At 68.0% G+C, this 21,551-nt stretch carries 22 protein-coding genes and 4 pseudogenes; 10 read left to right on the forward strand and 16 right to left on the reverse strand.

Going from position 1 to position 21,551, the window contains the following annotated elements; genetic code table 11:
- Positions 1–40: 40 nt before the first annotated feature.
- Positions 41–499, reverse strand: a complete 459-nt coding sequence (locus tag BZY54_RS12725) for a PPOX class F420-dependent oxidoreductase (RefSeq protein WP_086725283.1) — start codon at positions 497–499, stop codon at positions 41–43.
- 94 nt (positions 500–593) lie between these two features.
- Between BZY54_RS12725 and BZY54_RS12730 the strand changes: the two genes are divergently transcribed.
- Positions 594–1,232 carry a CatB-related O-acetyltransferase gene (locus tag BZY54_RS12730; RefSeq protein ID WP_086725284.1) on the forward strand — a complete coding sequence of 213 codons (639 nt, stop codon included), beginning with the start codon at positions 594–596 and terminating at the stop codon, positions 1,230–1,232.
- A 41-nt stretch (positions 1,233–1,273) separates the two neighbouring features.
- On the opposite strand, the gene BZY54_RS12735 is transcribed toward BZY54_RS12730, so the two are convergent.
- Both BZY54_RS12735 and BZY54_RS12740 read right to left on the reverse strand, forming a co-directional pair.
- A complete protein-coding gene (locus BZY54_RS12735; protein ID WP_086725285.1) occupies positions 1,274–1,969 on the reverse strand; it encodes a hypothetical protein in 696 nt (231 codons plus the stop codon).
- Positions 1,970–2,331: 362 nt separating this feature from the next.
- Positions 2,332–2,985 (reverse strand): M15 family metallopeptidase, encoded by a 654-nt coding sequence (locus BZY54_RS12740; RefSeq protein WP_086725286.1) that lies wholly within the window; start codon positions 2,983–2,985, stop codon positions 2,332–2,334.
- 1,039 nt (positions 2,986–4,024) lie between these two features.
- On the opposite strand from BZY54_RS12740, the gene BZY54_RS12745 reads away from it, so the two are divergent.
- The gene (locus BZY54_RS12745; RefSeq protein ID WP_086725287.1) at positions 4,025–4,246 is read left to right on the forward strand and encodes a hypothetical protein; all 222 of its coding nucleotides are present in this window, start codon (positions 4,025–4,027) and stop codon (positions 4,244–4,246) included.
- Between the two features lie 86 nt (positions 4,247–4,332).
- On the opposite strand, the gene BZY54_RS12750 is transcribed toward BZY54_RS12745, so the two are convergent.
- Positions 4,333–4,860, reverse strand: a complete 528-nt coding sequence (locus BZY54_RS12750) for a DUF3761 domain-containing protein (RefSeq protein ID WP_086725288.1) — start codon at positions 4,858–4,860, stop codon at positions 4,333–4,335.
- Between the two features lie 204 nt (positions 4,861–5,064).
- Between BZY54_RS12750 and BZY54_RS12755 the strand changes: the two genes are divergently transcribed.
- Entirely contained in the window at positions 5,065–5,838 is a 774-nt protein-coding gene (locus BZY54_RS12755) for a class I SAM-dependent methyltransferase (RefSeq protein WP_086725289.1), read from the forward strand.
- On the opposite strand, the gene BZY54_RS55045 is transcribed toward BZY54_RS12755, so the two are convergent.
- From BZY54_RS55045 to BZY54_RS12770, 3 genes are all read right to left on the reverse strand, one after another.
- The gene (locus tag BZY54_RS55045) at positions 5,835–6,356 is read right to left on the reverse strand and encodes a mycothiol transferase (RefSeq protein WP_086725290.1); all 522 of its coding nucleotides are present in this window, start codon (positions 6,354–6,356) and stop codon (positions 5,835–5,837) included. The genes BZY54_RS12755 and BZY54_RS55045 overlap by 4 nt on opposite strands.
- A 191-nt stretch (positions 6,357–6,547) precedes the next feature.
- Positions 6,548–7,927 (reverse strand): FAD-binding oxidoreductase, encoded by a 1,380-nt coding sequence (locus tag BZY54_RS12765; RefSeq protein ID WP_086725291.1) that lies wholly within the window; start codon positions 7,925–7,927, stop codon positions 6,548–6,550.
- A 39-nt stretch (positions 7,928–7,966) separates the two neighbouring features.
- The gene (locus tag BZY54_RS12770; protein ID WP_086725292.1) at positions 7,967–8,887 is read right to left on the reverse strand and encodes an antibiotic biosynthesis monooxygenase; all 921 of its coding nucleotides are present in this window, start codon (positions 8,885–8,887) and stop codon (positions 7,967–7,969) included.
- A 111-nt stretch (positions 8,888–8,998) separates the two neighbouring features.
- On the opposite strand from BZY54_RS12770, the gene BZY54_RS12775 reads away from it, so the two are divergent.
- Positions 8,999–9,565 carry a nucleoside deaminase gene (locus tag BZY54_RS12775; RefSeq protein ID WP_086725293.1) on the forward strand — a complete coding sequence of 189 codons (567 nt, stop codon included), beginning with the start codon at positions 8,999–9,001 and terminating at the stop codon, positions 9,563–9,565.
- A gap of 271 nt (positions 9,566–9,836) precedes the next feature.
- On the opposite strand, the gene BZY54_RS12780 is transcribed toward BZY54_RS12775, so the two are convergent.
- Positions 9,837–10,439, reverse strand: a complete 603-nt coding sequence (locus BZY54_RS12780) for a TetR/AcrR family transcriptional regulator (protein ID WP_086725294.1) — start codon at positions 10,437–10,439, stop codon at positions 9,837–9,839.
- A 107-nt stretch (positions 10,440–10,546) separates the two neighbouring features.
- Here BZY54_RS12780 and BZY54_RS12785 point away from each other — a divergent pair, with 107 nt between their 5' ends.
- Positions 10,547–11,482, forward strand: a complete 936-nt coding sequence (locus BZY54_RS12785) for an alpha/beta fold hydrolase (RefSeq protein WP_086725295.1) — start codon at positions 10,547–10,549, stop codon at positions 11,480–11,482.
- A gap of 21 nt (positions 11,483–11,503) precedes the next feature.
- On the opposite strand, the pseudogene BZY54_RS12790 reads toward BZY54_RS12785, so the two are convergent.
- Together BZY54_RS12790 and BZY54_RS53110 are read right to left on the reverse strand one after the other, a co-directional pair.
- Positions 11,504–12,370 (reverse strand): annotated as a pseudogene (locus tag BZY54_RS12790) (IS5 family transposase); the annotation flags it as partial.
- A gap of 219 nt (positions 12,371–12,589) precedes the next feature.
- Positions 12,590–13,135, reverse strand: a complete 546-nt coding sequence (locus BZY54_RS53110; RefSeq protein ID WP_086725296.1) for an HAD domain-containing protein — start codon at positions 13,133–13,135, stop codon at positions 12,590–12,592.
- A 211-nt stretch (positions 13,136–13,346) separates the two neighbouring features.
- Between BZY54_RS53110 and BZY54_RS12800 the strand changes: the two genes are divergently transcribed.
- The 4 genes from BZY54_RS12800 (at position 13,347) to BZY54_RS54740 (ending at position 16,243) form a co-directional block, all read left to right on the forward strand.
- Entirely contained in the window at positions 13,347–13,793 is a 447-nt protein-coding gene (locus BZY54_RS12800; RefSeq protein WP_086725333.1) for a MarR family winged helix-turn-helix transcriptional regulator, read from the forward strand.
- Positions 13,786–15,207, forward strand: a complete 1,422-nt coding sequence (locus tag BZY54_RS12805) for an MFS transporter (RefSeq protein ID WP_208640636.1) — start codon at positions 13,786–13,788, stop codon at positions 15,205–15,207. The genes BZY54_RS12800 and BZY54_RS12805 overlap by 8 nt, the downstream gene beginning before the upstream one ends.
- Positions 15,208–15,373: 166 nt before the next feature.
- Positions 15,374–15,931 carry a cysteine hydrolase family protein gene (locus BZY54_RS12810; protein ID WP_244217128.1) on the forward strand — a complete coding sequence of 186 codons (558 nt, stop codon included), beginning with the start codon at positions 15,374–15,376 and terminating at the stop codon, positions 15,929–15,931.
- 186 nt (positions 15,932–16,117) lie between these two features.
- Positions 16,118–16,243 carry a hypothetical protein gene (locus BZY54_RS54740; protein ID WP_279634681.1) on the forward strand — a complete coding sequence of 42 codons (126 nt, stop codon included), beginning with the start codon at positions 16,118–16,120 and terminating at the stop codon, positions 16,241–16,243.
- A gap of 262 nt (positions 16,244–16,505) precedes the next feature.
- On the opposite strand, the pseudogene BZY54_RS12820 reads toward BZY54_RS54740, so the two are convergent.
- The 4 genes and pseudogenes from BZY54_RS12820 to BZY54_RS53115 all read right to left on the reverse strand — a co-directional run.
- A pseudogene (locus BZY54_RS12820) lies at positions 16,506–16,712 on the reverse strand (electron transfer flavoprotein subunit beta); the annotation flags it as partial.
- A gap of 41 nt (positions 16,713–16,753) precedes the next feature.
- Positions 16,754–18,043: a cytochrome P450 gene (locus BZY54_RS12825; protein WP_086725298.1), complete on the reverse strand. Its 1,290-nt coding sequence runs from the start codon at positions 18,041–18,043 to the stop codon at positions 16,754–16,756.
- Entirely contained in the window at positions 18,040–18,834 is a 795-nt protein-coding gene (locus BZY54_RS12830) for an alpha/beta fold hydrolase (RefSeq protein WP_086725299.1), read from the reverse strand. The genes BZY54_RS12825 and BZY54_RS12830 overlap by 4 nt, the downstream gene beginning before the upstream one ends.
- Before the next feature lie 251 nt (positions 18,835–19,085).
- Entirely contained in the window at positions 19,086–19,271 is a 186-nt protein-coding gene (locus BZY54_RS53115; protein ID WP_244217129.1) for a hypothetical protein, read from the reverse strand.
- Between the two features lie 485 nt (positions 19,272–19,756).
- Here BZY54_RS53115 and BZY54_RS12840 point away from each other — a divergent pair.
- Positions 19,757–20,257: pseudogene (locus BZY54_RS12840) on the forward strand (transposase); the annotation flags it as partial.
- 73 nt (positions 20,258–20,330) lie between these two features.
- On the opposite strand, the gene BZY54_RS12845 reads toward BZY54_RS12840, so the two are convergent.
- Together BZY54_RS12845 and BZY54_RS12850 are read right to left on the reverse strand one after the other, a co-directional pair.
- On the reverse strand, positions 20,331–20,759 hold the full coding sequence (locus tag BZY54_RS12845) for a VOC family protein (RefSeq protein ID WP_086725300.1): 429 nt from the start codon (positions 20,757–20,759) through the stop codon (positions 20,331–20,333).
- Positions 20,760–20,973: 214 nt separating this feature from the next.
- Positions 20,974–21,371: pseudogene (locus BZY54_RS12850) on the reverse strand (IS110 family transposase); the annotation flags it as partial.
- Positions 21,372–21,551 lie beyond the last annotated feature (180 nt).

Raw genomic sequence — 21,551 nt, forward strand, 5'->3', positions numbered from 1 at the left:
GGTCCGGCCCTGGCTCGGCCCATGATCCGCCGGACGAGCCCTAGCCGTTGACGTCGAGCGCCGTTCCGTACAGCCGGTCCACCCGCAACCGGATCACCACTCGGCGCTCGGCAACGACCTGTTCCAGGAACGCGTCCTCATCCTCCGGCTTGGCGGCCTGCGGGATCATCTCCAGCAGTTCCCGACCGATCGCATCGCCTGGAACCGTCGTGACCTCGGAGACCCCGGCCTCGCCTTCGGCGACTGCGAACGACCACATGTCGCCGCCCTGCACATGCAGCGCCGCACGCGGGTCGCGCCGCAGGTGCCGCACCTTGATGCGATCGGCCGTCGTCGAGAACCGCACCATGCGGGCAGCAGGGTCCCAGCTGTACAACATGGTGGTCAGATGGGGATGGCCGCTGCGTTTGACGGTGGCGAGCGTGCCGAACCGCTGCTTGCCGAGGAGGTCGGAGAGGGATTCGTCGGACAGTGGGCGAGGCGCTGGTCCTTGAGTCATGCCTGATCAACAACGAAGACCGCTCGGCAATTTCCAGGAAATGGCGCGATCATGGACCGGTCACTGATCCGCAACCGCCGAGGAATCGAATCGCATGCCTGTGCCGGCCGACCCCACGGTCCTCCATCCGATGCCCGAGCAGCCGCGGGTGGTGTTGCTCAAGCCGCTCGTCAAGTCCCCGCTGATCGAGGTCGGTGAGTACTCCTACTACGACGACCCGGACGACGCGACCGCGTTCGAGACGCGCAACGTGCTCTACCACTACGGGCCCGAGAAGCTGATCATCGGCAAGTTCTGTGCGCTGGGCACGGGCGTACGGTTCATCATGAACGGCGCCAACCACCGTATGGACGGCCCCTCGACCTTCCCCTTCCCCACCATGGGCGGCTCCTGGTCGGAACACTTCGACCTGCTCACCGGCCTGCCCGACCGAGGGGACACCATCGTCGGCAACGACGTCTGGTTCGGCCATGGCACGACGGTCATGCCCGGCGTACGGATCGGACACGGCGCGATCATCGGCACCGGTGCCGTGGTCACCAGCGACGTACCCGACTACGGCATCGTCGGCGGCAACCCTGCCCGCCTCGTCCGCACCCGCTACAACGCCCGGGACATCGCCCGGCTCCTGGCCGTGGCCTGGTGGGACTGGCCCGCGGAGCACATCACCGACCACGTGCGGACGATCATGTCGGGCGGCATCGCCGATCTGGAAGCCGCCGCTCCGGCGTAGGCGCATGCTCAAAGGATCAAAGGTCGTCATATCCGGCCCGGTCAGTTGGGGTGCTGCGTGGTCCGGAGGTGTTCAAGGAGGTACGGGTCGTCGAGACGTGCGTCGGTGACGCGGTCCCGTACATCGGTGAGGAGCCAGCCCAGTAGCTCCGCAGTGGCGTGGTACTCGTCGTAGAAGCCCATGCGCAGGTCGGTGATCTCGAACTCGAACATCACGTCGTCGACGAGGTCTGCCAGGTGCGCGTCGGCGGCCGGGCCGTGGGTGACGGCCCATCTGTCCAGCCAGGGACGAAGGCTGTCGGTGGCGACGGTGATGAGGCTGAGGGTCGCCCGGATGGGCACGGGGCTGGGGTGGATGTCCAGGGTTGCCTGCCACCAGGCGGTCCAGACGCCGCGAAGTGCGTCGGCCAAGGGCGCATCCCAGGTGGTCCAGCCCGCCTGCGTCAGACGGGAGGCGATGAGTTCCTCGTCGACGTGGAACCGGCCGGTGACGACGGGGCGGATGATGCGCGGGACAAGGCGGCGGTAGAGACGCGGGAAGTCGTCCCAGTGGCTGGGCACCTCCGCGGCGGCGGAGGACACCAGATCGTCGGGTATCAGGTGCAGCGGCCCGGAGAGTTCGGCGAGGTCCTGCTCGCCGTAGCAGAACAAGCACCCCGTCACAGGGAAGGGCTCCTCGGCGGCGAAAGCACGATCCAGGGCATCGAGAGCTCTCGTGAGCTGCTCGGAGCGAGACATGGCGACCTGCCGGGGGACTCCGTCCGGGCGACCGGCGAAGAGCGCAGGCTATCAGAAGGGGCACCGTCTCATCGACTCCCCGCGTGCGTTGAGCGCAGGAGCACCGGTCATTGGTCATAGGTCGAAGGTCGGTGGTCAATTGACCTGCCTACAAGAAGATTGGAGCCGTGGCTTGTCCTGGTTCTGACGCGGACTCCTTCTTGCGCCGGCCGCTCACCGCTCGCATCGCGACCAGCGGGCCGACCGTGCGCCGATCAGTGCCGCAGGTCCCGCGCAGCCTGGGAGCGCCGCTCCGCAGACCGAGGGCATCGACACTGAGGTGGAGTCCGCGAGCTGGGGCAGGCAGCAGGAGGATTGCCGCACTACATGAGCTCCTTCGGGCCGTAGAAGGCTGCCGCGGATCCCGTGTCCAGTGCCCAGTACCGGTCTCCGAACGACCAGTGCCACCACTCCGTGGGGTAGTTCACCAGACCCGCCGTGGCCAGGGCGGTTCCCAGAATCCGCCGGTGAACGCGAGCCTCATCGCTGATGTCGGCGGCCTGGGTGTAGCAGGCGCCCGCGCTCTCTTCCGGACTCGCGTTCAACCGGGTGCCCAGGTCGAGTTCTCGGCCTTGAGCATCGGCGAGCGTCAGATCAACGGCAGCCCCGGCGCTGTGCGGTGCGATCTCGGGCGGCGACACGTAACGGCTTGCCGCGGATCGGATCTGCCCGGCCGACCACTCGGGATGGACGGTGCTCAGTTCGGCGGCGTACTGGCCGAAATAGTGACGTTGCAGAGCCGGCGGACGGTACCCCTCGACGAAGAGCAGCCGCAGGCCGTCGGGTAGCGTCCCCTGGGCTTTCAGAAGACGCTCCAGCACGCCTTCCCGCAGATGGGCGAAGGCCCCGGAACCATCCTGCCTCCGCTCGTCGATCAGTATCCGACCGCAGCGGCGCACGTCCACGAGCCGCTCGCCGTCTTCGCGTACGGGCACAGCGGCGACCCTCGGGTCGGACATCAGGATGATCTCGCTCATAACTGGCTCCGACGAAGGCCGTTTGATCGTGTGAGCGCAGTCTGCTGCGTCGTAGGCGTGTTCGTGGGGAAGAGACAGCCGAAGCCGTGGATGTGTCGGACGACCCGTGGCCGCTGATCGAGCCGCCCCTGCCGGAGCCTGGATCCAAACTGGTGGGAGGCTCACCAAGGGTTGCTGGACAGGTGCGCTCTGTCCGGGAACCCGTTCGCGCTGCAGGTCGCCATTCAGCGGGAGCACCCGGCCCAGGGGCTGGGCTTCGGCTCGGCATGACCCGCTGGCGGCGCCTTGTGTCCTGGAAGGTGACCTGTGTCCGGACCCGGCTGCGTACGGTGCTGCTGAGAGGGTGCTGGGTCGAAGACGGAAGCTGATGATCGACTCCTCCCGTGGCAGGGGAGGCTCGGCCGGCTCCAGAGTGAGTCCAGCCTGGTCGGCCCCGGACATCGGGACACGAGCACCACCTCTTCGCCGAGGGGCGGGGTATGCCGCTGACGGTGTCACTGGCCGGCGGATACCTGCTTCGCCGAAAGTGAGGAGCGCGCAGCTCCGCCGGACCAGGCGTTGGCCCCCGCGTGGCCCGCCGCCTAGGATCGGCGGACCGACGCCTCGGAGGACGTCCACGCGGGGTAAACGGAACGTACGCCTCCGCCCGGCCGTATCGGAAGCCCCGCAGCTGTGTGTCGTGGCTCACGTCGGCGCGGTCGGGTCGCGTACCTCGGGTAGAGGACGACACGAGCAGCCACGCACCCGGCCTGCAGGAACGGCCTGTGCCCCATCCGGCGGGGGCGGCCGGCGTGCCCGAGGCCGTGTCCGGCGGCCGCCGGGCACGCTCGCGCCGGCCGGCGCACTGCTCCGGGCCCCGCGTACGCCGACGGTGCGCGGCTCTGTTCCCGATGCGGCTCCTGCGCGCCGCATGGCCTGCGCCGACTCGCTGCGAGAGAGGCTGGGAGAGAGCCGTACGATGGGCGCTCGCCCACATCCGGCGCCGGTACGGACGTGGCGTTCCGGGCGTACGTTGCGCGACATCACCCGAGGGGGACCCATGGCTCGCAAGAAGATCGAACACGCCGCGCCGAAGAAGCAGTTCATGACCCTCGACGAACTCGCCGTGTTCGTGCAGGACGCCATGCGCTCCGGCGCGCAGGGCGATGAGATCGTCATGGCCACCGTGTCCATCGGCGGCAAGCTGCAGAAGCTCGGCGTCGACGTCGAGCTCCGCCCGGCCGTCACCGACCAGCCACCGGCCGTACGGCTCGACAAGTGACGCAGGGATCGTCACCCGCCCACTGGAAGGCCCGGTCAGTCATGCCGCTGGCCGGTGGTTCCTTGCTCGCACGTCGCGTACTCGGGCTACCTGTAGAAGACGGCCACACCTCCATGGTGCGAGCAGGCTCCCTGATGGTGGGCGGCGTACGAGTAGGTGCCGTCATTGCACAGAGCGGTGGCGCCGTTACCGGCACTGCTGGAGCCGCCCGAGCCGCTGGAGCCCCCACTCCCGGAGCTGGAACCACCCGACGAGCTCGAGTCACTGCTCCCGGATGACCCGCCGGAGGAGCTGTCGCTGCTTCCCGAGCCTGCGCCGGCGGCCCGCGCGGTGACGGTCACCTTCACCTTGACCGTCTTCGTCGCCGTCACGGTCGGGGCCGGCTCCGGCGTAGCCATCTGAGTGGCCGTCGCCGTGGCTGTAGCAGTGACCGTGGCGGTCGGCTGCACCTTGGCAGCCGCAGCCTTCGCGTCGTTCCCGTCGTCCTGCCCGCCGGCACCGGCACCGATGCCGAGGAAGAAGGCGAGGCCTATGGCGGGCAGCACGTACCGCTTCCGCGCCCACTTGGGAGCAGGCGAGGCAGGCTGCGGCGGCATGGTGAATGGATTGGTCATGTGTCCCCCCGGGATGTATCGACAGCGTTGAAGGTAGCGCCAGTTGTGAAGATGATGTGCTGTTTTGGTGCAGCAGTCATCTACTTGTGATCTGCCGAACAGGATCCAAGTGTCCGAGAGCCTCAGCGCTTCGACGACGTGACGGTCGGAGCTGAGTTCACCAGGGCCTGTCACGGCGGATCATGTGACTACTAGGCTGCGACGATGGAACGTGTTACCGATGTGCCCGAGAGCTTCGATCGGTCCGCGGATCTGGTCCAGGCGAACGACTACGACAGCTTCGCCGAGGCGTACTCGGCGGAGAACGAGAACAACCTCGTGAACGCGTACTACGCGCGGCCCGCGATGTTGGCCCTCGCCGGAGACGTGGCCGGCCGTCGGATCCTGGACGCCGGCTGCGGCTCAGGCCCCCTGTCCGCTGCACTGCGCGACCGCGGTGCCGTCGTCACCGGCATCGACGCCAGCGCCGGGATGCTGGCGTTGGCCAGGCGGCGGCTCGGTGACGACGTGGCCCTGCACGTGGTCGACCTGAGCGACCGCCTGCCGTTCGCCGACGGTGCGTTCGACGACGTGGTCGCGTCGTTGGTCCTGCACTACCTGGAGGATTGGGGGCCGACGCTGGCCGAGTTGCGGCGAGTGCTCAGGCCCGGCGGCCGGCTGATCGCTTCGGTGGACCACCCATTCGTGGCCTACACGATCCAGGATCCTCGGCCCGACTACTTTGCGACCACCAGCTATACCTTCGACTGGACGTTCAACGGGAAGTCCTTCCCGATGAGGTTCTGGCGCAGGCCGGTGCACGCGATGATCGATGCCTTCACCACCGCCGGCTTCCGCCTCTCCGGCATCAGCGAGCCGCAGCCCGACCCGGCCGCGCGTGAACTGTTCCCGGACGGCTTCCATGACCTTTCGACCAGACCCAACTTCCTGTTCTTCGTCGTCGAGGTACCGCCATCGGCTGCCGACTCGGACGACTAGGACTGGTCAAGCCGATCGTGTTCGGAGCCAGAAGGTGAGGGCCTGGCCGTCCGCCGCATGAGCCTTTGCGCAGGCGGCGGTCTGGCTGTCGGTCTTCTCCGGGATCGTGTGCCGGCTGCCCCGGCGTCGCAGGCACTTGCGGCAGGGCCCGTTTCACGAGGTTTCCCACGGGCCGGGTGTCTGGCGATCAGTCCCGTGGGTGGTCGTCCGTTCCCGTCCAGAAGTTCGCGCACGATGTCCATGTGCCCGACGTGCCGTGCGGTTTCTTCGATCATGTGAATGAGTGTCCAGCGCAGGGACACGGATTCGCCATGCCATGCGGTGCCCAGACTGTCGATCTCCAACTCGTCGATCACTTTGTCGGACGCGGCACGAGCCCGGGCATAGAACGCGACGATGTCCTCGGCCGTCTCCGAGGGTGTCGGGCGCGGTGTCCAGGGCGTTGGGGTTGCCGGCGAAGGGAGATCATGGTCGGCGATGCGGGTACGGACGGTCTCGACGAACTCGTCATCCGCCATGGCCCGCCGTCCCCAGCCGGCCTGGTTCCAGTAGTGGCATACGGGGCGAAGCTCCCCGGATACCTGAGCACTCGTCGATACGCGTCGCGGCCGTCGGCGACGACGGCCGTACGCGTGTAGAGGAACGGCCGGAAAGGCCCCGGTTGTGGGGAGTCTCCCCGACAGCAAGTGCCGAGAGGGCGCCGGGCCGCTCAGGCGGACAGGTAGGAGAAGAAGAGACCCTGCGGGTCGTACTCCGCCCGCAGGGATTGCAGGCGCTCCCAATCGGCAGTCGTGAACGATCGCCGGGCACGGGACGGGTCGGCGGTCAGGTCCGCTTCGGCGATGTAGTGACCGGTTCCGAACGGCTCCACCGCGCGCATGGCATCCCGCAGCCAGTGCACGTTGACGTCATCATGGGCGGGATCGGTCCAGACGGCGTAGGGCACGACATAGCTCTCACCGAGCACGGAGAACGCCATGTTCCGCAGCAACGCGTCCTCCCGCGAGACCGGTGAGACGGGCGCCAGCACGACGGACTTCCCGGAGGGCGCTTTGGCGAACGCGTCGCCCAGCTTCGTCAGGAGCGAAGCGTAGTTCTCGTGCGACCACAGCGTGTCGGCCGCGTAGCGGTGCTTTTCGGGCCACAGGCCCATCGAGGTGTCATAGAGAACGGCAAGAGATGCCGGCTCGTCGAGTCGCCTGGAAAGCGGTCGTTCGGGGAGGGGGCGGCTCCGCAGCGGATGCAGGGCGTCAACGGCTTCGGTGTGCGAGTTCGCGAACGCGGTGGCGGTGACGACGACGACCTTGAACCCCGGCCCATCCGTCACACCTGACGCTTCCTGCGTGGCCAGCAGGAAGGACAGTTCCACGTTCGCAGGCAGTTCACGCGCCGTCTCGGTGGCCCAGTCGGCTACGGGGCCGACTGCCGCCAGGGGAAAGACGTAGGAGGTCCCGGCAAGGGCGGTCGGGCGCGGCTGCAGACGGAGACGGAAGCGGGTGACGACGGCGAAGAAGCCGGGCCCGGCTCCCCGTGCCGCCCAGAGCAGGCCGGGATTCTCTTCTTCGGTGCACCTGAGCACTTCACCGCCGGCAGTCACAGCGGTGATCGCCAGTACGCTCGCGCAGCCCACTCCCCACAGACCGGAGTTCCAGCCGAGGCCGCCGCTGAGGAGGTAGCCGCCCAGCGCGACGGTAGGGCAGTGTCCTGCCGGAAAGGCGAGATCGTGCCGGGCCAGCTCCCTCGCGAATCTGCTGCCGATGACACCTGGTTGCACGGTCGCCGTCGCCGACTCGGCGTCGATCTCCCACCGATCGAGGCCTGAGAGGTCGAGGAGTATGCCTCCGTCCCGTAGTGGTGAACCGCACCAGCTGTGTCCACCCGCGCGTACGGCGACTTGCAGTCCGCGGGACACGGCCAGCTTCAGGACCTCCTGAACATCCCGCTCGCAGGCGGCTCGGACGATCACATCGGGGTACCGGTCCGGCTTGAGTTCGTTCCAGAGTGCGCGCACACGGGCGGTCTGGTAGTCCGCGTCGCCCCTGCGGAGGAGCGGGCCCTCGATCCCTGAGCGCCAACTGTGTTCGCTCATGACGGCCTCCTCGTCGTGAGCATCTGCTGGGGCCGGCCGTCAGCCGGTGGTCAAGCCGAAGACCACGATGAACGCCAGCCAGCAGATCGCCACGACTGCGGCACCTGCCACGTCGATGCGGAATGATCGCGCCTGGCCGGGCATCAGCCAGAAGGCGAGGGCTCTGTTCACCAATGGCATCAGCAGCCACGTCAGAATGCACACACTCAACACGTTCGAGATGAACAAGGCGAGATATCCGGGCAGGCCAAGAGCATCAAGTTGGGGACTCACCGCAAGGTTGAGGATCTCGACGGTGGGATAGAGGGCCAGCACCACGGACATGGCCTGCTTCCAGTTGGGCGGAACACCCTCTTCCGTGCCCTGCTCGAAGCGGAACCAACTGCCGAACGCGGAGCCGACCTTGCGCACGTCGTAGGAGACGAAGGTGCCTCGGCCTTCGTCGAGGAGCTTGCGACGAGTGCTGGACTCGAGCCACTTGTCCAAATGATGGCGGGTGTCGAAGCGGAAGACGGTGACCCACCTGTCCTGTACGCCCTTCACGGGCCGGAACAACTCCGAGCCCATGAAGCCGGGGAACTTCCGTTGAGCTGACAGGATCTTCTCCTGCCAGCTCACGAACGCATGCTCCTGGTCGGCTTGCACGTCGTGCGAGATCACCGCGGTGACGGCGTCATGGACCGGCGTGCCACCCGCCAGAACTTCCTGTGTGGGGGCCTCCTCGAACAGATCTCGTGCCTGTTCGAGGAGTTCACGGCGTGTATCGGAGTCCATCCACGCGGTCAGCTGATCCAGATGGGAGAAGCGGAAGACAACGACCCACTCGTTACCTTCGACGGATGGCGGAGGGTACTGCTCCGTGCCCTCGAACCCGTCGAATTCGCCTGCGACCTCGTTGGTCCGATCCTGCCAGTGCCGGTAGTCGTCTTCACACCCGGGACGGACCTTCTGCGAGATCACGACGGTCGCGCTGTCATCGGGGGAGCCATGAGTTGCACGAGGACTCACGACTCCTAGAGTAGATAGAAACCTCATACGCCGCAAAAGTAACGTTGGATCGGAGGCGCCGAGATGGGACACAGGGAGTACCTGGCCGAAGCGGCGCAATTGGCCACCGAATCGGTCGAGAACGGCTGGGGAGGCCCATTCGGCGCGTTGATCACCCACGATGGTGAGGTGATCGCTCGCGGCCAGAACCGCGTGCTGCTCACGGCGGACCCCACCGCGCATGGCGAGGTGGAAGCGATACGCAAGGCCATTCAGTACCTCAACCCGGATGCTCCCACGGTCTCGGAAGAGCACCAGAACGAGTACACACTGGAGTTGGTGCCCCGTCCCGAAGGGTCCCCGGACATCTTGCCGGAGCGTGCCCGCATGCTCCAGGGATGCTCGATCTACACCAGCGGCGCGCCCTGTCCCATGTGCATGAGCGCTATCTACTGGGCGCGAATGGACGCCGTCTACTACAGCTGTGACTGGAAGGCCACCCAGGAGATCGGGTTCAGCGACGACTTCCAGTACGAGGACTTCCAGCGGCCTCCGGACCAGCGGAGCATCAGCATCAAGCAGATGTACCCCGAGTTGGGCGCACAGGCATACCAGGCGTGGCAGGACAAGCCGAACCACCATCCGTACTGACGGTCACTGACTCGGTACGCGGAACTCCGGCTCGGGGGTGCCCGGTCGTGTGACGGCGCGGACCTCCAAGGGCGGACACGCACGGATGCATTTACGGCCTGTCCGATGGGGCACGTGACCGCCGAGCCTCGCAACTCGCATGAGCCGGTGGCCACTTCACGGGCATCGTCCACCTACGTCTCGTGGGCGCGGCGGAGGTACAGGGTGGAAGGCGCGACCGGCAGGGCGAGGGGCTCTTGCGGTGTGCTGGCGGCGGGGGGGCGTCCGCCCTTCAGGGCCGGAAGATCCGGTCCAGTTGGTAGTGGAGGACGGCCGTGGCGGATTCGGCGTCACGCTGGCCCACCAGGACGCTGGTGCCGAGCCCTGCGGACATGGCCAGCAAGCCGACCGCTTCGGCGTGAGGGTCCGTACCTGGCCGGAGTAGTCCGGCGTCCGCCGCCTGCTGCAGCAGCCCGGTGAGGGTGATCTCGGCGGCGTCCGGATCCTTGATGAAGGGCTGGGCCGCGAGGGTCTCGTCGGTCACCGACAGCACGGCGTACGAGGTGTAGAGGTGATGGAACAGGCGGCTCTCCTCGTCGACCGGCAGGGCTGCCATCAGCAGCGCCTCGATCACCGCGCGCGGCCCGGGGCTGTCACCGGCGGCGCGGACCCGGGCGGTCACTCGTTCCCCGAACCTGCCGGCCAGATGCCGCAGTCCGAAGAGGAGCAGCTTCTCCTTGGACTCGAAGTAGTACTGCACCAGCCGCAGTGAGACGCCGGCCTCGGCCGCCACGTCGCGCATCCCCACAGCGTGCAGCCCGAGCCGTCCGGCGGCCCGGACGAGGGCCTGCGCGATCTCGGTGCGCCGCTCCGCGTGATCCACCCGCTTGGGCATGGTTCGACTCTCCGCTCTTCGGATCGTGCCTCCGATTTTTGATGATACAGCCGTACCATGTTCGTGGTACGTTCGTATCACAATGACCGACTGCCCAGGAGGTGGCCGTGCCCGAGTCCACACCAGCCCGTTCCAAGCCCGATGTCGGCCGCTTTGTCAGCGACGCCTGGCGTGAGCGCTACTTCGCGGCCTGCGACGCGGTCTACGCGCTGGGAGCGCCCGCGTCCTGGGAGGAGGATGTGGAGACCTCCTTCGGGGCCACGCACGTCTACCGCTACGACCCCGAGGACCCGGCCGCCCGAGAGCGCATCCCTCTCGTCCTCGTCCACGGAGCCGGCTCCTGCTCCGCGATGTGGTACCCGAACACTGCCGCCCTCAGTGCCGAACGGCCCGTCTATGCCATCGACACCCCGGGCGACCCGGGCCGCAGCGTGCAGCGCGAACCCATACACGAGCCCGAGCGTGCCGCGAAGTGGCTGGACGAGACACTCGCCGGCCTCGGGCTCGACCAGGTGCACCTCCTCGGCTCGTCGTACGGCGGCTGGCTCGTCCTGAACCAGGCGTACCGCGCACCGGAACGCCTCGCCTCGGTAACGCTGCTCGACCCCGGAGGCCTGGAGAAGGTAGGAATGCGCTTCTTCGTGTGGATCTTCGCCAGTCTGTTTGCCACCTTCGCCCCCAAGGCGCTGCGGCCCCGTCTCGCGTCCTGGCTGGAACAACCCGTCCTCGTCGTGCCGGAACTGCGCACCATGATCCGGACCGGGGTCCGCGCCTACCGCATCCGCCGGCCGGTGCCGCAGCCGCTCACCGACGCCGAACTGGGGGCGATCCGCAAGCCGTTGTACCTGGTGCTCGGCAGGCGCAGCCTCCTGGTACACCCCGACCGACAGGCCGAACGCGTGCCTCGGCTGATCCCCGGCGCAAGGGCCGAGATCATCTCCCGGACCGGCCACGGCCCGCAGATCGACCACGCGGCACTGACCAACCGGAAGATGCTCGACTTCATGAACGCCGCCGACCTCGGTCTGCCGACAGTGCGCTGAGGACTGCCCGTCAGGTGACGAGCGAAGCCAGAGCCGGGCCGCGGCGACAGCCACGGTGCCGTGAAAGACATAGGCCCGCTTGTCAAAGCGGGTTGCCACGGCCCGGAGGCCCTTGCGCTGATTGATCGTCCGCTCGACCTCATTCCTGCGGGCGAAGCGTGATTGGTCGGTGGGCCGATCTCCTCGGCTGCCGCGGTTCTGGCGGTGGGTCCGCTGGTCGCGGCGGTCGGGAATGGTGTGTTTGACCTGCCACCGCCGCAGGTAACGGCGGTTGCGGCGGCGGGAACTGTACGCCTTGTCGCCACTGGGATGATCCGGCGGGGTCCGCGGGTGCCCGCCTGCCGGGCGGGCGCGCGGATGCGTTCCAGGCCCGGGATCATATGCGAGGCGTCGCCCCACTGATCAGGCGTGACCAGCCGAGCAAGAGGCCGCAGCCCGCCCTCACCAGCCAGGTGGATCTTTGTGCTCAGCCCGCCGCGTGAACGGCCGAGGGCTTCATCAGGGCGGAGCCGGGCAGGCGGGCCTACCGGGTCTCCGCGGTGCCTGCTTGCGGGCACCCGGCAGCGTGCTGGTGGGCGCGGCACACGGTGGAGCCCACACTCACCATGGACCAGTCGATGCGGCCCTCCGCACCGGCATCGGCTTGGACGGCCCGCAGAATCCTGTCCCAGCTGCCGTCCGCTGACCACCTGCGATGCCTGTCATGAACCGTCTTCCACTTCCCGAACCGCGTCGGCAGATTCCGCCACGGGATGCCGGTCCGCTGACGGAACAGGATCCCGTTGCTCACAGACGGTGGTTCTTCCAACGCCCGCCGCGTCCAACGTCCTTCGGCAACTGAGGCCCCAGACGGGCCCATTCCTCGTTCGACAGATCACCTTGCCCCACGCCGACCGGAACGATCGCAATGCAAGGTAGTCACGTGGAACCATCGGACAGGTCCTAGTCGGCCATCGGATCCATGTCGGCCGGCCCGCCTTCCGGGCTGATGTAGGTTCCCTGGCCGCCCGAAGAGGCGGAAGCAGCGGATCGCCGGCTTGTCGGGACCACTCATCGTGAGCGGACCCGAACCGGGCCTGGCCCGGTTGGTGGAAGGGCCCGCATCCTCTACGGGAAACGCCGATCCTCGTGACTCGTTGTCGGCGCAGCAGCGCGGAGCCATCGGGCCAGCGCGGCGAAGTCGGCGTCTACGAGGCCTTTGGCCGGGTCGACGCGGTGAAGGAGCGACGGACCGGGATGTCCGGCAGCGACCCAGAGGCGGTCCATCGCGCTGATCTCGTCGTCGACCCAGATGAACGGCCGGCCGTCGGCCCACTCGACAAGGGGACGGGTCTTCCAGTGCACTCCGTGCGGGGTGTCGTCGTCGCAAGCGTCCGGCCACTCCACCACAGGCAGCCTCGGGAGCCCAATACGGGGGGCGACGGACTCGTTGGCATCCTCCGCCCATGTCGACGCCCACACGAGATGACAGCCCAGGGCCATGAGGCGCGCACCAAGGCCGGGTTCAAGTCGTCCTAGCAACGGGTTGTCCCGGTCGAGGGGTGCTCGGGCGTCGGGCACAGGGGCTTGCAGACGACCGGGTGGCGATCCGAAGGGGATGAGTGGACCGTCGACGTCGAGGAAGAGGATGGGGCGCTCTGTCGCGCATGTCACGACGGCACGATAGCTCGGCCGGCGGGGGAGTGGCCAAGCCGCCTTCACTCTCGCATGTGCGCGTTCATCTGCTGGAGGGGCCCGAAGCCGTCGCGCAAGGAGTGCGGTGCCGAGACCGGAGCACCGGCTCCGCATGGCTTCGCGGCAGGTGTCCAGCTTGCCTGCGCAGGCAAGCTGGACAATTCGCGTGGACGTTTCTAGGGTGAGGATCATGAGTGAACACCGTGAGCCGTCGCCTTCAGCCGTCCGTGCCTCGCGGGACGTGCGGGCGGTCATCGGGCGCCTGCGGCGCCGTATCCGCGCCGCCGGGGACACCGGGGACATGAGTCTCACCCAGGCATCGGTCCTGGCCCGCCTGACGGACAACGAGGGCCTCACGGTCAGCGATCTCGCCGCCATCGAGGGCATGCGGCACCAGTCGATGACGACCACGGTCGCTGCTCTGACCGGCCTGGGGCTGGTCGAGCGGCGTCGCGACCCCGGCGACGGTCGCCGCCTGCTGATCGCGCTCACCGCCGAGGGGCGTCGGCGGGCCGAGGAGGGCAGACAGGCCCGTGGCGAATGGCTCGCCGCGCAGCTGCAGGAGAAGTGCACCGAGGAGGAGCGTCAGACGGTGATCGCGGCCATGGCTGTGCTGGAGCGACTCGTCCATGACTGACCAGACGACCGCGGCGCGCGGCGACACCAGGAAGGCAGGCTTCGACCGCCGGCTCGTCCCCCCGATGATGCTGGGCTCGGTCCTGAACCCGATCAACTCCACCATCATCGCCGTGGCGCTCGTGCCCATCGGCGCCGCGTTCGGGGCGCCGCCGTCGGAGACCGCCTGGCTGGTCTCGGCCCTCTACCTGGCCACCGCCCTCGGGCAGCCGATCGTCGGCCGACTGATCGACATCTTCGGTCCGCGCCGTCTGTTCCTCCTCAGCACCAGCCTCGTCGGCGTCGCCGGCATCGTCGGCGCCCTGGCCCCCGACCTGGGGGTCCTGATCGCGGCACGGGTCCTGCTCGGCTTCGGAACGTGCGCCGGCTACCCCGCCGCCATGGCACTGCTGCGCAGCGAGGCCAAGCGGACCGGCCAGGACAGCCCCGCGGGCGTGCTGACCGCTCTGGCGGTCGCCAACCAGACCATCGCCGTGGTCGGTCCCCTGCTCGGCGGGCTGCTGATCGGGCTGGGCGGATGGCGCTCCACCTTCGCGCTCAACATCCCCCTGTCCGCGGTCGCGGTCACGCTCGGCGCGCTTCGGCTGCCCGAACAGCCGAGCACCGGCGCGGCGGCCCGGGGCAGGCCTGCGGCACAGATCGACCTGCCGGGCATGGCCCTGTTCGCGGCCATGTTGTTCTCGCTCCTGCTGTTCCTGATGAACCTGCACGCCGGCAGCTGGTACCTACCGGTGATCACCCTCGCCGCCGGAGCCGGTTTCACTGTGCGGGAGCTGCGCGCCGAGACGCCGTTCATCGACCTGAGGGTCCTCGGCGGCAATGCACCGCTGCTGGCCACCTACGGACGCGCGCTGGTGGCCTACGTCGTCTCCTACGCCTTCCTCTACGGCTTCACCCAGTGGACCGAGGAGGGCTACGGGCTCTCGCCCTTCCACGCCGGGCTCGTGCAGATACCGATGTTCCTCGTGGGGATCGCCGTCTCCGTCAGCGTGGGCCGGCGCAGCGGAGTCCTGGGAAAGCTCCTGCTGGGCGCCATCGGCCAGATAGCCGCCTGCGCGCTGATGCTGACCCTCACCGCAGGCAGCCCCGTGTGGATGCTGGTCCTGCTCGCCGTGGTCTTCGGTGTGCCCCAGGGGTCCAACAGCCTGGCCCTGCAGAACTCCGTGTATTTCCAGGCCGATCCCCAGCGCACCGCATCCTCCGCCGGACTGCTGCGGACCTTCGCCTACGTGGGCTCGATGATCGCCTCCTCCGCGACCGCCGCGTCCTTCGGGCGGCGTGCCGGCACCTCCGGCATGCACCACCTCGCCTGGATCATGCTCGCCGCCGGGGTCCTGTACCTCCTGATCACCGTCTTCGACCGAAGCCTGCGACGCCTCTCGGCCGACCGGGCCGAAGGCACGCCAAAGGCATAGGCGTTGCGCGCCGGTGAACCCGTGCAGTCCGTCCGGGCGGCACCCGCGCCCTCCTGAGCGGGTGTGCCCGAGGCCGAGACCTGCGCACCGCAGCCCCGTACGGCGAGAGCGCCGGAACACCGAGCCCCATCCCCAAGACCCAGTACCCGTAGTGAAAGGCCGGACCGTGTCCCGCACCGCTCTGCTCTCCATGGACCTCCAGGTCAACCACCTCGCCCACGTTCGCGCCGACTACCTGCCGACCGCTGTCCGGGCATTGGAAACGGCCCGAGCCGCCCAGCTTCCCGTCATCCACGTCGCCCTCCAGCTCCGCCCCGGTCACGCCGACGTCCATCCGCGCAACAAGGTCTTCGGCTCGCTGCCGTTCCACCTGTTCACCGCCGACGACCCCGGTGCCGCCATCCACCCGGACGTCGCCCCTCGCGGCGACGAGATCGTCGTGCACAAGAACCGCGTCAGTGCCTTCGCGGGCAACAACCTCCAGCAGATCCTCGCCGCCCAGGACATCGACCACCTCGTCATGGCCGGCATCGCCACCGGCGGCATCGTCCTGTCCACCGTTCTGCAGGCGGCCGACCTGGACTACCGCGTCACCGTCCTGTCCGACGCCTGCGCCGACCCCCACCCCGACCTGCACGACATGCTGCTGACCAAGGTCTTCAACCGCCGCGGCGACGTGGTCACGACGAACGAGTGGGCTGCCGGCCTGTCGACCGACGCGTAACCAGGCCTTGGAACTCCTGCCACGATGACTTCGGGCGTCCCCAGCAGACGAGCGCGCATGGGGCCAGCCGGCGCTCATCACCAAGACGCCACAGCCGAGTTGGCTCCGCCGATCGCCCCGTACAGTGCACGGCGAGAGGACATGGGCGATCAGAACTGAGACGACGACAGCGACTATCGCCAAGCCGTGGGACGGGCATGGGTCATGGTGGCGATCGCTTCCTGCTGCTCGCTACTGGTTGTCGGGATCGTCGCCGTCGTCGTCTTCGGCTTCGGCTTCATGATGGCCCTCGCGGCAGATCTCAGCAGGTGACCGCTGCTGCGGTACGGACGCGGGCAGAGAGCAGCCGCGCGTCGTCCTCCTCCGCGTGCCCTCCGCGGCCACGACCGGCCCACCGGGTCGGTGTACGCCGAGTTCCGTAGACTGCGGGTGTGGCTGAGCAGAGGACGAGTGGCGGGCGGCGAGTACTCCAACGGGAGTGGCCCCGGCAGCAAGCACTTCGACCTGTGGCCGCTCTCCAAGGCAGCCGAGGCATGCTTCGGCACGGCCCAATGGCCCGCCGACCGGGTGGTCCCGCAGCCATGATGCCCTTGAACGACGGGTAACGGGCCTCACCCGACTGGTCGGTCACCGACACCACCGCCGGCAGCAACGCCTGAAGCTGCTCGGAGGCAACGTCGCCATCCCGGCGACCCTTGACCGTGCCGTCCTAGACGGAGACCTCGAAGAGCAGGGTGACCTGCGGGACGCCGAGGCGCTCCGCCAGCAGCGCCGGAACCACCGTGCTGCGTTCCTTCCGCGTCATGCCGCAGCGACGACGGGCTACGAGGAGCCGGCCACCCGCACGGGCAGGGTTTTCAGGCCGTTGATGAAGTTCGACACCAGGCGGCGCGGTGGGGACGCGAGACGGAGTGGGTCGGGCAGGGCGCTGCGGGCCTCGTCGTACAAGGCTCGTAGCTGGAGGCGGGCGAAGTGTGCGCCCAGGCAGACGTGGGGGCCGTCACCGAAGGAGATGTGGGGGTTCGGGGAGCGGGAGAGGTCGAGGGCGTACGGGTCGTGGAAGACACGTTCGTCGTGGTTGGCCGAGGCGTGGAAGACGACGACCTTGTCGCCGGTGCGGATACGCGTGCCGGCCAGTTCCGTGTCCTGGGCGGCGGTGCGGCGGAAGGTCAGGACCGGTGGATGGCGGCGCAGCAGTTCTTCCACGGCGGTGGTGAGCCTAACCTCGGCGGCGCGCAGGCGGCGGTATGCGTCGGGATGTTGGGCCAGGAGGTGCAGGCCACCGGGAGCCGCGCTGCGCACCGTGTCGTTCCCGGCCACCACCAGAAGGAAGAAGAACATCTCCAGTTCCGGCTCGGTCAGTTCCGGGTCCATGGCGAGGGCTGTCATCACGTCGTCGTCGGGGTGTTGCCGCTTGTGTGCCGCCAGGGAGAGCGCATAGTCGAACATGTCCCTCAGCGACGCCGGGGATCTCGGGTTGATGGGCTTGGCGTCCGTCCCGAGTCTCGGTGTCCCGGCCTCATCGGGGTCCTGGTAGCCGATGACGCGCTGGGTCCAGTGCAGGAGGAGGCTTCGGTCGCTGTCCGGTACGCCCAGCAGGTCGGTGAGATTGAGCAGGGCGTAGTCGTCGGTGACCTGGGCGACGAGGTCACAGATGCCGTCGGTGGTCTGTGCCCTGGCGATCGCCCGGGTGAGCAGGGAGCGGGCGCGTTCGCGGACGACCGCGGTGAAGCGATCCAGGCGCTTCGGGGTGAACGCACGGCTGACCAGGACCCGCAGTCGCCGGTGGTGCGGTGGGTCCTGGTTGAGCATCATGCGGCGGATGAACGGCAGGTCGTCGGGGTCCGGGTCACGAATCTGGGTGGCCCCCAGGTACGAGGAGTAGGTCGAGGAGTCCCTCAGGACGCGAACGGCGTCGTGGTGCCGGGTGACGGCCCAGAAGCCGGTGCCGGCCGGCCAGCCGAGCACCTCCGGCTCCTCCTGCCACGCCACGGGATGGTGATCGCGTAGCGCGCGGTAGCGGTCGTGGGGGATGCCCTGCGCGTACCGCCTGGGGTCGAACACATCCGGTACCGCCGCCCGTCCCGCCGCTTCGGGGTGTTGCCCGCTCACGCGCCCGCCCGGTCGCTCTGCCCGTCGGCCCGTAGGAAGTCTTCCATCAGCCCGATCAGGTCGAGAGGTGCCTCATCCATCGCGTAGTGACCGCACGAGGGCAACTCCACCAATTCGGCCCGCGGAAACCAGCGCGTCCAGGTGGCACGCTGTACCTCGGCCGTCAGCGCCGGGTCCAGTGCGCCCACGACAGCCAGGGCCGGCACGGGCGAACCGTCGATCTGGCCATGGAAGTCCTCGCCCGCCCAGGAGTCCAGCCAGGCCCGGAACGCCTTCACGTCGCTGCGTTCGAGCGAACGACGCACCATGCGGTCCAGCCAGGCCGAAGGTCGTCGGCCACCCGTGGTGATGTCGATGATGATCCGGCGGTTCTCCGGGTTGTCTGCCGCAGCGGAGAAGAGTTCCCACTGCTCGGGCGGTAGGGGCAGGCCGGATGCGGGTACTGGCGACACACCCACGATCCTGCGCACCCGCCCAGGCGCGACGGCCACCGTCCGCTGAGCGACGCAACCGCCCATCGAGTGGCCGACCAGCGAGAACCGATCCCAGCCCAGCCGATCGGCCAGCGAGATCACGTCGGCGGCTCCCTCAGCCGTGGTGTACGCGCCCTTCACGTCCCTGGCCTCTCCGTACCCTCGCAGGTCCACTACCGCGTACTGGAACGAGGCCAGGTCAAGATTCGGCAGCACCGGATCGTAGGCGGAGCGGTCGGCGAACCAGCCGTGTACCGCGATCACTTTGTGCGGGCCATCGCCGTGCAGTTCATGGGGCAGAACAGGAAATGCGGTCACGCTGACTCCGGTCACCGAATCGAGAAGCCGGTCGGTTCAAACCGGCCCAACTCCGACCACTGTGGCGGTAACTCGCAGCCCGCGCAAGGCTCGCGCAAGTGCGGAAACCTCAGGCTCGCAGCATCGAGGACACACTCGCGCGCAAGAACTTCCAGACCCTCGCCGAGAAGCTGTCAGAGGCCCCGGAACCGGAGTTACTGCTCGTTGCAGAACGAGATGGGCGTAGTACGCCTCGACTACCGCCAGGGGTGTCAGCGGCTGAGAGTTCCGTCCCAGACGTTGCCGCGGTTGGCCCAGGTCCACAGCCATTGCCGCAGTGAGAGGGTCGCATGGAGCAGGCCGTCGTGGGGACGCCGGCCCAGTGTGGGATGCCAGCCCCCAGCGTCGTAAAGGAGCACCGGGTTGTCGACGGCGAGCAGTGAGACGTACCACTCCATTGAGCAGCCGCCTGAGGTCAGGTGGAGCCACGACGCCGGCAACCCGTGCAGGCGTTGGTGTTCGTGGGCGCGAACTGCGGATGGCCAGTCGACTGGGTAGAACGGTGTGCGATTGCCGTCGGTCAAAGCCGCTAGGCCGCTCTCGGGTCCGAAGCCCCCGTTGGCGACCTCGGTGTAGATGCGCCGGAGCAACCCGGGCAGTGGTCGTCCGATTCGGCTCTCAGCGTGCTCAACCTCGGCCATGGTGATCGAGGGGAACAACGGCCCGGGGGAGCATCCGCATACAGTTCGGCCATATGTTCCATATCGAAGCGCAGGCCCGGGTCCCATGCGCGAACGCGCAACTTCTCGATCAGCGCGTCGTCGTCTCTCTCCTCGGCACTGGTCTCAGGTCGGGGCGTCGGCGGGGAAGATGCCGGGCCGTCGGGCAGAGCCGAGGTCATGGATCGGCAGCCTACTGCGAGGCGCAGACTGTGCTCCGATGGCCGATGCTCGCCGTGCAGCCACGCAGGCGGTTCCGTAAGGACACCGTCCTCACCGTCGACGGCACGCTGGTACCCACTCGGGACCACACCGTCGCTGAGCAGACGAAGAACCACCGTTGTTCCACGACCCACCAGGTCGTCATCGACGCCGACACCCGCCTGGTCGTGGTGGTCGGCCGGCCCGTGCCGGGCAACCGGCACGACTCCCGCGGCTGGGAAGAATCCGGCGCCAAGGCCGCCGCCGGCAACACGATGACCATCGCCGACGTCGGCCATCAGGGCACCGGACTGGTCATTCCGCACCGTCGCCGCAAGGGCGAGGAACTCCCGGACTGGAAAGAGGAACACAACCGGTCCCACAAGCAGGTCCGCGCCCGTGCCGAGCACGACTTCGCCCGGATGAAAGCCTGGAAGATCCTTCGCGACTGCCGTCTGAAAGGCGACGGCGTTCACACCGCCATGCTCGGCACCGCCCGGCTCCACACCCTCGCCCTCACGGGAAAACTATCCGCCCCATATGAGACCAGAGAGACCCCAGGGAGGGGGCTCCCCGCCTCTCCGGCTCAGAGAACGCTCAGTCGATACAGAACTCGTTGCCCTCGATGTCCAGCATCGGGATGCACGCATCGTTGCCGTCATACAGCGTTCGCACGTGTACCGCGCCGAGCGGGACCAGCCGCGCACATTCGGCCTCAAGCGCGGCGAGGCGCGCTTCACCCACGAGACCGGTGCCGACCCGCACATCAAGATGCACCCGGTTCTTGACGGCCTTCCCTTCGGGGACACGCTGGAAGTACAGCCGCGGGCCCACTCCTGAGGGATCTATGCAGGCGCACCATGAGTCCCGCTGCTCAGGTGGTTGCGAACGATTGAAATCGTCCCAAGTGGCAAACCCCTCCGGTGGCGGCGGTACGACATAGCCCAATACCTCGCACCAGAAACGAGCGAGACGCTCAGGTTCTGCGCAGTCAAAGGTGACTTGGAACTTCTTGATCGCTGACATCGGCGCACAGTAGCAGGGGCTCTGCCGCTCATCACCCGAGGTGGATCCGCCCGCCACCCATCACGCCCTGGGCCTCCTTGGACGCCAAGTGATCAAACCGGACGGTCGACGAGAACGACGCGACCGTGGTGGTGGGGCCCACCGGTGGTCCCCACGATCCATTCCTGACCAACGACCGCCAAGATCAGTTACGGGACTTGCCAATGCTGAAGTCAAGCCGCTGCAGATCGATGGCGATTTCGTCGCCGGGCCTGACAGCCCCAGATCCCGGCGGATGCGGGCCTGGTCGGCGATGAGGAAGGCGCCCTTCGCGTCGGTCTTTCCCTCACCTCGATAGGTGGCCGAGGCCCGGTGCACTGCCAGGCCGGTGAGATAGGCGACAGACTGATCGTGAGCGGTAAGCAGGCCGATCAGCAGGGCAGCACGACCATGGTTGAGGTCGGCTGCCCACAGCACATCGTCGGATATTGCGAGCACGTCGCCGAGCAGTGCCAGCAGCTCAGCCTCGTCGTTCTGGACCTGGCGCGAGAGCAACCGCTCGCCCTCCGCGTTGAGTACCACGGCGTGGTGATGGGTGTTGCCGATGTCCACCCCGGCCCGGATCTCCGGCACGTTCCCCTCCACCAGCTCGTCCCATATCGATCCCGCAGACGACCTCGCCGGCGTTGTCCTACAGCAGCGACGGAGTCGCGTCTCCCAATCAGCGGTCAAGTCGTCGAGGGGCTCCGGGCGGCCAAGTCCCGTAAGCCATCCGGTGTCTCAGCCTTTACAGCCATACCTGGAGCCCCCGGG

This window comes from Streptomyces carpinensis (assembly GCF_002154505.1).
Lineage (GTDB): Bacteria > Actinomycetota > Actinomycetes > Streptomycetales > Streptomycetaceae > Streptomyces > Streptomyces carpinensis.